The organism is Paenibacillus methanolicus (genome assembly GCF_008124765.1).
In the GTDB taxonomy this organism is placed as follows: Bacteria; Bacillota; Bacilli; order Paenibacillales; family Paenibacillaceae; genus Paenibacillus_Z; species Paenibacillus_Z methanolicus.
On sequence record NZ_VNHS01000011.1, the window covers coordinates 117,557 to 130,378 of the forward strand.

General features: G+C 59.6%; 7 protein-coding genes. 1 reads left to right on the forward strand and 6 read right to left on the reverse strand.

Features of this window, described 5'->3' with window-relative positions:
- Nucleotides 1–143: 143 nt before the first annotated feature.
- Together BCM02_RS26540 and BCM02_RS26545 are read right to left on the reverse strand one after the other, a co-directional pair.
- Nucleotides 144–1,253, reverse strand: a complete 1,110-nt coding sequence (locus tag BCM02_RS26540) for a D-alanine--D-alanine ligase (protein ID WP_148932165.1) — start codon at nt 1,251–1,253, stop codon at nt 144–146.
- A gap of 81 nt (nt 1,254–1,334) precedes the next feature.
- Nucleotides 1,335–2,483, reverse strand: coding sequence for an amidase domain-containing protein (locus tag BCM02_RS26545; protein ID WP_148932166.1), 1,149 nt, complete (start codon nt 2,481–2,483; stop codon nt 1,335–1,337).
- A 376-nt stretch (nt 2,484–2,859) separates the two neighbouring features.
- On the opposite strand from BCM02_RS26545, the gene acnA reads away from it, so the two are divergent.
- Complete coding sequence (acnA, locus tag BCM02_RS26550; protein WP_148932167.1) at nt 2,860–5,577, forward strand: aconitate hydratase AcnA; 2,718 nt, start codon at nt 2,860–2,862, stop codon at nt 5,575–5,577.
- Nucleotides 5,578–5,780: 203 nt separating this feature from the next.
- Here the strand turns inward: acnA and BCM02_RS26555 are convergent, their stop codons facing one another.
- The 4 genes from BCM02_RS26555 to BCM02_RS26570 all read right to left on the reverse strand — a co-directional run bounded on the left by BCM02_RS26555 (nt 5,781) and on the right by BCM02_RS26570 (nt 12,722).
- A complete protein-coding gene (locus BCM02_RS26555; RefSeq protein ID WP_246183570.1) occupies nt 5,781–6,563 on the reverse strand; it encodes a prolipoprotein diacylglyceryl transferase in 783 nt (260 codons plus the stop codon).
- A gap of 83 nt (nt 6,564–6,646) precedes the next feature.
- Nucleotides 6,647–7,447, reverse strand: coding sequence for a M56 family metallopeptidase (locus tag BCM02_RS26560; RefSeq protein ID WP_148932168.1), 801 nt, complete (start codon nt 7,445–7,447; stop codon nt 6,647–6,649).
- Nucleotides 7,444–7,875 (reverse strand): BlaI/MecI/CopY family transcriptional regulator, encoded by a 432-nt coding sequence (locus BCM02_RS26565; RefSeq protein ID WP_148932169.1) that lies wholly within the window; start codon nt 7,873–7,875, stop codon nt 7,444–7,446. The genes BCM02_RS26560 and BCM02_RS26565 overlap by 4 nt, the downstream gene beginning before the upstream one ends.
- A gap of 752 nt (nt 7,876–8,627) precedes the next feature.
- Nucleotides 8,628–12,722, reverse strand: coding sequence for a galactose-binding domain-containing protein (locus BCM02_RS26570; protein ID WP_246183571.1), 4,095 nt, complete (start codon nt 12,720–12,722; stop codon nt 8,628–8,630).
- Nucleotides 12,723–12,822 lie beyond the last annotated feature (100 nt).

Sequence of the window (12,822 nt, forward strand, 5' to 3'; positions counted from 1 at the left end):
CCGGCATGTTAAGCGCGGTCGAGGCCGGACGGCTTGTCCTGTCGATGCCGTTATGTACAAGGATGCCCCGAAGCGGGGCGCATAATGAAGCGGCGGCGGAATATCCGCCGCCAGCATGGTGTACGTAATAAGTGCAGCTACCCTTAATTGCCGCCGCCGTAATCGATGCGCTGCTTCTCCGCATGGCGGGCGACGGCCAGCTCGATCAACGTGTCGAGGAGCTCCTGATAGGAGACGCCCGTTTCTTTCCACATCAGCGGATACATGCTGTACGGCGTAAAGCCCGGCATCGTGTTGACCTCGTTGATGAACAGCGCGCCGTCGTCTTTGCGCATGAAGAAGTCGACGCGGGACAGTCCGGAGCCGTCGATCGCCTGGAACGCACGGATCGCCATCTCGCGCACCGCCTGCGCGGTCTCGGCCGGAATGTTGGCCGGAATATGCATCTGCGACTTGCCGTCGACGTACTTCGCCTTATAATCGTAGAACTCGTTGGAGGACGCGATCTCGCCCGGCACGGAAGCGCGCGGTTCGTCGTTGCCGAGCACGCTGACCTCGATCTCGCGGGCGTCGACGAACTCCTCCACGATGACTTTGCGGTCGAAGCGGAACGCGTAATCGACGGCCTCGATCAGTTCTTCGCGGTTGCGCGCCTTCGAGATGCCGACGCTCGATCCGAGGTTGGCCGGCTTGATGAAGCACGGATAACCGAGCGCCACTTCAATCTCCATGATAAAGAACGCGCGGTCCTTCTCCCACTGGGTCCGGTTGAAATACCGGAACACGCATTGCGGGAGGCCTTCCTGAGCGAACACCTTCTTCATGAGAATCTTGTCCATGCCGACGGCCGAAGCCAGAACGCCGGCGCCCACATAAGGAATATTAGCCATCTCGAACAGTCCTTGAATCGTGCCGTCCTCCCCGAACGTGCCGTGCAGCAGCGGGAAGATCACGTCCAGCGGCTTCGCGTCCGCGCCGTCCGCCAACGCCGGGGCGCTGTCGAATACCGGCATGAGCGCTTCCGTGCCCGAAGCGGAGTCGCCGCCCGCGAGGCGAAGCAGCTCGAGCTCCGTCGGCGCTGCCAGCAGCGTCTGTCCGGAGCGCCATTCCCCGGTCTTTCCAATATAGAAAGGTTTGATTTCGTACTTATCGTAGTTAAAGGCTTTCATGACCGCGAGCGCGGTTTGCAGCGAAACTTCATGTTCGCCCGAGCGTCCCCCGTAAACGAGTCCAACGCGCACTTTCTTCCCCATGAGCTAATCCTCCGGTTACGTATAATTTCCCTCTTTCACTGACCTCCATGCAGATCGGCTTCAATTCCAAGCGCATGCGCGTCAAAACTCATCGGCTATATGAAAGAATCGGTACCGCGTCTGTTCCGTCCACGCGTAGGAATCCTTGTAGTCCCAATAGCGGTGCCGGCTTGGAACCGTGTTCGCGTTCACCAGCGGCATGCCGCTGGCGTCGAATGCCGTCACGATCGTCGAATGCTGGAACCGGCCGTCGCCGCTCCAGTCGTACATAATGACGTCGCCGAGCGCCAGCTCCGACGCCGATTCGACAGCTTCCGCCCTCAGGCCGACGCGTCTCGTCGCGCCCAAATATATCTGCAGCGCGTTCGACACCGCCCAGCTGTAGCTCCACGATTCGCGGCCTCCGGCGCGGCCCTTGTACCACCAGCCGGAATCCCTTTTACCAGTATAGTTCATCGGCGCTTGGCCTGCAAAGAGGCACTGGGATACATAATTCGTGCAGTTTACCTCGAAATTCTCGTACGCGGGATTCGCTTCGTTCCACCACCGATCGGCATATTCCGCGGCTAGATCCCGGCGGTAACGAATGCCGCGCGAAGGCTTGAAGCCCGATAAGACATCGTAATTTATGAAAGGCTTCGACCCCGTTGCGAAAGCGGCTCCGTCGACGTCCTCTTCGAAGAACGCGTCCGCGGCTGCGCTCAGCGGGTCGCGCAGCGCGTACCGCGGGCGACGCTCGGACAAACTCGGCTCGATGCGCGTAATCCGATACTCGCCGCCTTCGCGGGAGAGCCAGATGCGCTCGCGTTCGGCGCGGTATTCGGTATACGTCCGGCCGAGCTGCTCGACCGCGCGGGAGATGTGCAGCTTGAGCAGCACGATCACCTCGCGTCCGGAGGCGGATTCGCTGACCCGCTCGATCTCCACCTTCGTCTCGCTTTTGCCGGGAATCGCGCCCCGCAGCAGCTCCGCTTCCTTCAACCTTGCCAGCTTGGAGCCATAGCGGGCCAAATGGTCGGGATCCCGGAGCAGCGTTTCGAATGCCGGGGCGTATCGGTCGATCTCGGCCTGATTGTACAGCTGGACATACTGGCGCAGCGCGCCCTTCCATCCTTCCGGCTCGATCGCCGCCGCGGCTGCGCGGCGATCCGTCGAACTGATGGACGCTTGCGGCTTGGGCGATGCGGGGCGTTTGACCGTTCTCTTCGTTCTGTTTCCTGCTCGCGGCATGACGACAACCTCCCTGCGACCATTTTTTCTGGCGGGCAAAGTTGGTTCATTATATGAGCTTTCGGGCAAAATCATGAGGAATGGTTGCGGCGGTCGTAATTCTGCCCGCAAGCGGCGGAAATCCAAGGAATCATCTTTACGAAACGTACGGATTCGCGGTATACTAAGAACGAGGAAATTTTGAAATCATGTTTTGCGTAGTGAAACTAGCTGGATGAAATTGCTGTCTATCGTTCTTCATGACGGTAGCCCGTGCGGTTGTCCGGTTATTCGCGCGCTTCCCCACGACGCCCATGCTTCCGCCGCCCAAGGGCGCGATTCGGAAGTTGGCCATAGATGCACTTACATTATTATATTTAGGAGGTCTCACCCAACCATGTCCCAACAAAACGAGTACTCCGTTCGTTCCACGCTGGAAGTTGGCGGAAAGTCGTACGCTTACTACCAGCTGCCAGAGCTTGAGAAACAAGGTCTCGGCGACATCTCGAAACTGCCTTTCTCCATTAAAGTACTGCTCGAGGCTGCCGTTCGCCAATTCGACGGCCGCGCGATCACGAAGGAACACGTGAAACAACTGGCAACGTGGGCCGACGGCCGCGAAGACAAAGAAATTCCGTTCATTCCTGCCCGTATCGTCCTGCAGGACTTCACCGGCGTACCGGTCGTCGTCGACTTGGCGGCCATGCGCGACACCGTGAAGAAATCGGGCGGCGACCCGAAACAAATCAACCCGCTCGTGCCGGTCGATCTCGTTATCGACCACTCGGTCATGGTTGACGCGTTCGGCAGCCCGGAAGCGCTCGAGTACAACATGAACGTCGAATTCCAACGCAACGAAGAACGCTACCGTTTCCTGCGCTGGGCGCAAACGGCGTTCGACAACTTCCGCGCGGTACCGCCGGGCACGGGTATCGTTCACCAAGTTAACTTGGAGTACCTGGCATCCGTAGCGGCAACGAAGACAGTCGGCGGCGAGACGGTCGTATATCCGGATTCCCTCGTCGGCACGGACTCCCATACGACGATGATCAACGGTCTTGGCGTAGTCGGCTGGGGCGTCGGCGGCATCGAGGCGGAAGCCGGCATGCTCGGCCAACCGCTGTACTTCGTCACGCCGGAAGTTATCGGCTTCCGCCTGACGGGCAACCTGGCGGAAGGCGCGACGGCAACCGACTTGGCGCTGACCGTAACCCAAATTCTTCGCAAGAAGGGCGTTGTCGGCAAATTCGTCGAGTTCTTCGGCCCAGGCCTCTCCAATATCGGCCTCGAAGACCGCGCGACGGTTGCCAACATGGCTCCGGAATACGGCGCGACGATCGGTTTCTTCCCGGTCGACGACGAAGCGCTCCGCTTCCTGCGCAACACGGGCCGCACCGAAGAGCAAATCGCGCTTGTCGAAGCGTACTATAAAGCACAAGGCATGTTCCGTACGGACGCGACGCCGGATCCGGTCTTCACCGACATCCTCGAGCTTGACCTGTCGACGGTTGTGCCGTCGCTGGCCGGCCCGAAACGTCCGCAAGACCGCGTCGAGCTGACGAGCATGAAAGATTCGTTCAACGACATCATTCGCACGCCGATCGACAAAGGCGGCTACGGCCTCTCCGATAACAAAATCGAAGAAGTCGTCGAAGTGAAGCACCCGAACGGCGCGTTGAGCAAAATGGGCACGGGCGCCGTCGTGATCGCGGCGATCACGTCTTGCACGAACACGTCCAACCCGAGCGTTATGCTGGGCGCGGGCCTCGTGGCGAAGAAAGCGGTCGAGCGCGGTCTGAAGAAACCGGCTTACGTGAAGAGTTCCCTGACGCCAGGCTCCCTGGTCGTTACGGACTACCTGGAGAAAGCCGGCCTGCTCGAATCGCTCGAAGCGCTCGGCTTCCATGTTGCGGGTTACGGCTGCGCGACATGCATCGGTAACTCCGGTCCGCTGCCGGATGAAGTCAGCAAAGCGATTGCCGACAACGACATGACGGTTGCGGCTGTACTGTCCGGTAACCGTAACTTCGAAGGCCGCGTTCACGCGCAGGTAAAAGCGAACTACCTCGCTTCCCCGCCGCTCGTCGTCGCTTACGCGCTGGCCGGCACCGTGAACATCGACCTGACGAAAGATCCGATCGGCTACGATGCGGACAATGTTCCGGTTTACCTGAAAGACATCTGGCCGACGAACCAAGAGATCGCGGACGCGATCGGCATCGCGATGAGCCCGGATACGTTCCGCGCGAAATACGCGAACGTATTTACGCAGAACGAGCGTTGGAACGCGATCGATGTGCCACAAGGCGAAAGCTACGAGTGGGACGCGAAATCGACGTACATCCAGAACCCGCCGTTCTTCGAGAACATCGGCCAAGGCATCAGCGACATGGCCGATATCAAAGGCGCAAGCGTGCTTGCCCTGCTCGGCGATTCCGTTACGACGGACCACATCTCGCCGGCGGGTAACATCAAAGGCGACAGCCCTGCGGGCGAATACCTGCAAGCGAACGGCGTAAGCAAAGTCGACTTCAACTCGTACGGTTCCCGCCGCGGCAACCACGAGGTCATGATGCGCGGTACGTTCGCGAACATCCGTATCCGTAACCAAGTGGCTCCAGGTACGGAAGGCGGCGTAACGACTCACCTGCCGACGGAAGAAGTCATGTCCATCTATGACGCTTCGATGAAATACCAAGCCGATGGCCAGAACCTCGTCGTTATCGCAGGCAAAGAATACGGTACAGGCAGCTCCCGCGACTGGGCGGCGAAAGGCACGTACCTGCTCGGCGTCAAAGCGGTTATCGCCGAGAGCTTCGAGCGGATCCACCGTTCCAACCTCGTGGGCATGGGCGTTCTGCCGCTTCAGTTCCAAGAGGGCAACGGCTGGAAAACGCTGAACATCACGGGCCGCGAGAAATTCGACATCGTCGGCTTGACGAACGACGTACAGCCAGGCCAAGCGGTTCAAGTCATCGCGACGCGCGAAGACGGCACGACGTTCGAATTCCCGGTACGCGTCCGCCTCGACTCCATGGTCGACGTCGACTACTACCGTAACGGAGGTATCCTCCAAACGGTACTTCGCCAAATGATCGCGAACAACAACGCGTAATAAGTCATTAAGCTTAGCAGTCATTAGCGGGATGAACTTTCATCCCGCTAATTTTTTTTGCGGCTTAAGAGTACGGCGATTCGATTCAGGGAATCTCATGTCCTTGGATCGTCCCATAAAAAAAGGGCTCTCCTACGTCATGGAATGACGGTGGGAGAGCCTTTTTTAGACGATGCCAACAGGAACCGGCCGCCAAACCTCGACTAGCTCCGGGCAGCAGACGCGCCTTTGCGATCACGCAGCTGAATGAATAGGATGAGCCCCGCCAGCGCGACCATACCGAGCGCGATCCATTGCGAGGTGGAGAGGACGCCGACATGCCCCCGCACGACATCGCCCCGGACAAATTCGATCAAGAACCTCCCTAGCGCATAGAGAGTCAGATAGATCCCCGCGATAAGACCGTCCGCCTTCGCCCCTCTCCCCCACCGGATCAGCAGGAAGAAGAGGCCGAAGTTCAACGCGCTCTCCAGCAGCTGCGTCGGCACGAGCGGCACGCCGTTCGGCGCATAGGCGGAGTCGTGAAACGTTACGCCGTACCAATGGTGCGTCTCTTCCCCGTAGCAGCAGCCGGCAAGAAAGCATCCGATTCTGCCGAAGCCCTGCGCCAAAGCCACGGAAGGCACGAACAGATCCGCGTATTGCAGAAACTTGAGGTTGTTCCTGCGACAATACATATATCCGGCCAGCAGGCCGCCGACAATACCGCCGTACACGACGAACCCTTGCGAGAAGTCGAGCAGGATGCGGGGATTGTTCCGAATGTCCGGGATGATGGTCATCCAATACAGCAGCTTGGCGCCCGCAGCGCCTCCCAGCAAACTCCACATCGTCAAAGCAGTGACATGGTTCAGCGCAAACCGCTGCTTCTCCGCCCGATAAGCTAACACCCGATAGGCCAGTAGAACGCCGATCGCGATCATCAAACCGTAGCCGTAAATCGTGATCGGCCCTAAATGGATCAACTCATTGTGCATCGTTTTCATTCCCCCAATCCTTTTGTGTCCCCGTCCTCACGTCCTCCTAGATTCATACTACACATTGTAGTATCGTTGCTCAAAAAAAGGGATTAGGAATCCCCGCCTAGCATCAGGAGCATCACGATCGAACAGGAGGCCAGCAGCGGGCGCAGTAAGGCGATCGGAACCTTGACCGGCCGATCCGGTTCCAGCACCTGCAGCATCCGGTAATGCATCGCGCTCGCTTCAAAATGCACGGCCGGCTCGACATGCATCGTTCGTCCGTGCTTGGCCAGCTTGATCAGCACTTGACCGAGATGCAGCGTCGTACCCATGCCCCGGATAACCGCTCGATCGGCAAACAGCTCCTGCCACGTTTTATAGTAGGTTAGAATCGGCTTCACGATGGGCAAATAGCGAAACCCGTCCATCAGCAACGTCGACACGAACAGCTTCATATTGTCGCGGTTGCGGCAGTGATGCCTTTCGTGCAACAGAATCGCTTGGATCTCCTTGTCGTCGAACATGCCGAGCACCGCGGTCGAGACGACGATCCGGGGCCGCAGCAGCCCGATCGTCAGCGCAACGAACGCCTCGCTTTGAACGACGATGAGTTCCGTTCCCCACACGCGATACTTGTAACGCAGACGCTTAGTGTGTTTGTCATGCTTCATCGCGCCGAATCGAGCGAGCCACTTTCTCGATAGATGCCACTGCCGGACGAACCGCCAGATGATCCGGCCAATTGTATACGCGATGACGAGATCGATCAGAACGTAATGGAACTGGACGCCATGGACAGCTCCATGACGGAACTGGTGAGCGAGGAAGAAGCCCATTTGCGCGACAATAGCCGTGACGAAAAGGATCATCAGCCCGTAAATCCCTCGAAGCTTCGTCTCGGATCTCATCGCCGGCGCCCGTTCTTCAAGTCGCTGAGCTTGCGTTCAAGCTTCGCAATGATGTCGGGGTCGGCATCGTCCAACGCATCGATCATATGGGTGACGACCAGATCGCCATACTCCTGGATTAAGCCTACGGATACTTCCCGCGTCTGCTCGGTTAGGAACTGCTCCCGCGTCTGCACCGGGCTGAACTTCGCCACCCGCGTCCGTCCGGTTCCGGTCTGGACCTTAGTCAGGTGACCTTTATCCAGCAGCCGGTTCATGACCGTCATGACCGCATTCACCGTGATCGGGCTTTCTCCGTTCAGAATCGTCCGGACTTCCTTAATGCTCGAGCCGGGGGAAGACCACAGCGCATCCATAATGCGGGCCTCCAGCGGTCCGAAGAAACGATTCAGTCCTTCGCCGCCGATATTCATTCGTTTAATGGGCATTGTCATCACACCTCGTACTACAGAGTGTAGTATGAACGTGACTGATTGTCAACGTGAACCAATCGGTACCGCGTGGACGACCGCTTCTGCCGAAGAATAAACGGGCTTCGCCCTTTAGATCCCTCTCTTTTTCCGCCCCCAAGCCCCCTCGCCCAATGCTGCCAGGTTAAGAGGGCTCCGCCCTTTTGACCCGACTTTTGTTGCTCCCTCCTCCCACCTCCTCCGCCGAGGAGGCTCCAAAGGGCTTTGCCCTCTGGACTCCCTATTTCGTGCTGACATGTTTATTCGCGGTCGGCGGGAAGGCTTGAGCGGGGCACGCTTTTGTCCTGACGGACAAAGCTTCAGTAGGTTTTGAAGTCCGTTATAAGACTTAAGCCTGTCAACTATAGGCCCTAGTTCGCTTCTTCGGACGTTTTTCCTTAACCTGACAGCATTGTCCCCCTCCGCCGAGGGGAACCAGAAGGTTAGCACCCTCTGGACTCTGCTAATTAGCGTGACTCGTTAAGCGGCCGTCTTCAATGTGTTCTTTCGCGATGAACCCGCGTTGTCCTAGGGACAAAGCTTTTGTTCGAGCTTCGTTCGCAACGCTTTGCCTTAGGGCGGTTTCCTGTTTCGTTTCGTCCTTCATGGTGCTTTCGTGCTCACCTTCGCTTTCGTCCGCTCCCGCGGACACGCCTTACCTTTTGCCGACAACAACGCAATCAAAAAAGCGGCACGCGCTCCTTCCCGCGCATGCCGCATTCTCCTAAACCTTAATACCCGTAAACTTCGAAGTTCCAGAGCGAGTAGCCGTACTGCGTCGCCCGCTCCGTGCCGTACATCCGGACGTACCGTCCCGTGCCGCTCACCGTCAAATCCTGCTGTCCGCCGGCGCCGGCCGTCGTGCTATAGACGTCCGTCCAGTTCGTGCCGTCCGCCGACGCCTGAAGCTTGAACGACTTGGCATAGGCGGCCTCCCAGTTCAGCTTCACGCTCGTAATCGTGCGCGATTGGCCGAGATCGACGGTGATCCACTGCGGATCGACGCCGGTTGCCGAGCCCCAACGCGTGCCGTTATCGCCGTCGACCGCTGCCGCGGCTGCGAACGCATCCTGTACGGAGGACGCCGTCGCCGTTTGGTTCAATGACAGCAGCGTCGAATTCTGAGCCGCGGCCGGCTTCCCATATACCTCGGCTTCGAACAACGAGTAGCCGTAGACCGTGCCGCGCTCGGTGCCGTAGACGCGCAGATAACGCCCGGTGCCCGCCGCCGTAATTTCGTCGATGCCGCCATCGCCGGTTGTCGTGCTGTAGATGTCCGTCCACGCCGTGCCGTTATCGGACATCTGGATTTTGTACGATTTCCCGTAGGCCGCTTCCCAATTCAGCTTCACGCGGCTAATTTGCTGCGGGGAGCCGAAGTCGATCGCCAGCCACTGCGGATCCGCACCGCTTGCGGATGCCCAGCGCGTCTGCGCGTTGCCGTCAACCGCGTTCGCGCCCGCGAACGGCGTCTCGATCGAAGAGACGGTTACGGTCTTGCCCAGCGCGATGTTCGTCGTATCGCCCGTGCCTCCCCCGTTGTCGCCGCCGTTGCCAGGATTCGTCCAGTTGTCGCCGGCGTTCGAGTTCGTCATCGGGTTCACCTTGACGAGCGACTTCGCCGCGATGACCGCCGTGCCCGTCGTGGCCCCGGCCGCGTTCTTGAACGTAACCGTAACCGGCGCGGACGTCGGATTCCAGACGAGCGCGGAATACGCGCTGCCTTTCTTATACACGGTTGCGCTGCTCCAGCCCGTCGCGTACACCTCTTTCGTGCGCGTGCCGAGCGTCGCCATGTTGTTCACGAACCAGTAGGTGTTGAAAATTTCGTTCTTTTGCAGCTTCGTTGCATCCCATTTGGCCAGCGCGCCTTGCGGATCGCTGAGCGCTTGGATCGGCCATACGATATGCTGCCATTCGGTCTCCGGACCGCCGTTGTCGGTCACGAAGCCGTCGTACAGCCCCGCCGCTTTGGCCGGATCGAGACCGTAGCTGGTCAGATACTCCGCCGTCGGCAACCAGTGGATGCCGTAGATGTGCACCGGCAATCCGCTGAAGAACGTGCCGTAGAAGTAAGACGAACCATACACTTGACCGACCGACTTATGCTGCCATTGCGGAAGCCAGTTGTCGCCGTCGTAGTTGAACCAGTATTGTTCGATCGCCTTGAGTTCGGTCGTGAAGCCGTAGATCGACGCGTCGCGGTTCGCTTGATCGCCCGTCAGCAGGCTCCACATGTATTGGCCGACCCAGCCGAACAGCGATTCGCCGGCCGCCTCTTGGTTGTTGCCGCTGTCGTTGTCCGCGTAACCGCCCGCCCACGAGTGGCCTTGGAACGGATCGAAGCTGCGGAAGAACGGATACATGCCATCCGTGCGCGACGGATTCGCATAATCGCGAATCAGGTTGTCGACCATCGGTCCGTATTGCGTACGGAACGTATCGTCGAACGTCGCGAGCACCGCGGACGCGAATACATAGTAGCCGTACGTGAAATGGTGGTCCGTAATGCCGACGTTGGCGCCGAATTCGCTGGCGCGATAGTACGTCGTGCCCCAGTCCGAGTTGTAATAGAAGAAGTAGTCCGGCTCGCCTTCGGTGTACGTGTACCAGTCGGTCAAGATCGTCTTCATCCGCGCGAGGAACTTGTCGCGGTACGCGGTCTCGCCCATCTCGTTGGCCGCCAGCACCCCCATCGCGAGCGGATGAAGCCGTTTGCCCTGCCAGTAGGCGTCGGCCGCCATCAGGTTGGTCGCCGTCTCTTCGTCGAGCGTCTGGAGATACGCCTTCATCTTCGTCTTGCTGTACTCCGGATTCGTCGGCTCCGTGAACTGCGGCACCATGCCGTAGAAGCGGTCGACCGTCGTGAAAGCATTGCCTTCGCGCACTTTGAGCGCGCCGCGAATCGACGGATACGTATAGGCCGTCAGCGGCGACGTCGCGATTTTCCATTGATGCGGATAGAGCGCCGTCAGCGTCTGGTTGGAGAAACCGGCGCGCTTCAGCTCCGTCGTGATGTTGAAGTTCGTCGTCACCTGCGCGGTCGCTTCACTATAGTTGTAGCTCACCTTCGTGTCCGTCACGAACGCGTAGGCGTGCTGATAGAACTTGTTCAGATCCGCCGCCGAAGGCAGCGCCGCGATCGCCAGGTAGTTCTGGCCGCTTCCGAGCTGGATTTTGATCTTCGCGCCCGCCTTCTTGAATACCGTTCCCGGAGGCGCGAAAATCCCGTAGTACCGCGTCTGCGGGGTCGCGTTCGGCCGGTTGTCCACGTTGGCGACCCGCACGCCGAGACGGTCGGTCGCAAGCGTCGCGCCGTCCGTCGCAAGCACGGCGGTACCCGCGTCGTTGAACAGTTGGTTAATGAGCGGCGAATAAATTTCGACCGCGTTCGGATCGCTGAACGTGCTGTATACGTACGGCGAGCCTTTGGAGAGCGTCACCTTCATTTTGTCCGTGGCGTCGTCGCTCAGCACGGTGTTGACCGACCAGTCGCCGTAGCCCGAGACGCGCGGCTTCATGTTGGCGCTGTTGATGTTGCTCGCCATCAGATACAGGTCCGGATTGCCATCCGCGCTGACGACGCTGCCGTCGGCGTTCGCCCAGCCCGCGCCCGGGTTCAGGACGCCGAGTCCTTGCGGGAAGAACTTCGACTTCAGCGGCAGCGTGATCAAGTAGTCGCCGAACGGCTTGATCAGAATCGACTGCCACCAGTCATTAGAGGCGATCGGCGCGTTGACGCCGCTCGTTTTGTTCTCCGGATACTTCGGCTGCGGCATGCGGATGTCGTTGGTCAAATAGCTGCCTGCGCCCAGCGACACCTTCGTCGGCGTCGGAAGCGGCGGAATCGTATGCGTCGGCTGCGGCTGACCCGCCACGTAATCGTACGCCTCGAATTCCAGCAGCGAGTAGCCGAACGTCGTCGCGCGGCCGATGCCGTTCATGCGAATGTAACGGCCCGTCGTATACAACGGAATGTCCTGCTTGCCGCCGGCCCCGCGCAGCTCGCGGTACACGGTCGTCCACTGCGTGCCGTTCGCGGACACCTGCAGATCGAAGGCGCGTCCTGCCGCCGCCTCCCAGTTCAGCACGACGCGGCCGATCGTCAGGGACGAGCCGAGGTCGACGCTGATCCATTCGTTGTCCGTATGATTGGAGCCCCAACGGGTGCCCGTGTTGCCGTCCACCGCGTTGGCGGGGAGCGTCGCGTCCGGAGGCAGGTAGCCCGACTGCTCGTAGGAGGAGACGGTCACCGGCTTGTTCAGGGCGATGTTCGGGCCGTACTGGACAGGCGGCTGGTTCACGCCCCCCGTGCCGTACACTTCAAGCTCGAGGATCGAATAGCCGTAGGCCGCCAGCGCGCGCTGCGTGCCGTATACGCGTACGTACCGGCCCGAGCCGCTCAACGTCAGATCGTCGACGCCGCCGTCGCTCGTCGTCGTGCCGTACACGTCGGTCCACGTCATTTCGTCGTTCGAGACCTGCACGTTGTACGCTTTGGCGTACGCGCCTTCCCATTGAATCTTGACGCGGTCGATCGCCGCCGTCGCGCCGAGGTCGATGTAGATCCATTGCGGATCCGTACCCCACGTGCTGCCCCAGCGGGTCGCCGTATTGCCGTCCACCGCCAGATTGGCGGCGTTCGCGCCCTCCGACGAAGATGCGTAAGCGGTTCTGCCTTGCGATAGCAGGTAAGAACCCGGTGCCGCCTGCGCTTCCCGGATGAGCAGCGAGGACAGCATCGATAGCAGCATGGCTGCGGTGACGGCGTAGATGAGCGGTTTCTTCATCCGCTGCATCGCCGTTTGGCTTGCGGTGTTCATCATGTTACCTCCCCAATGGTCTGAAAATGGCGATGCTTCGTGAAAGCTGTTGGCCGCGGCCCCCTCGCTCTTGCTGACCGTTCGTGATGTCGCTTGCGCGGGC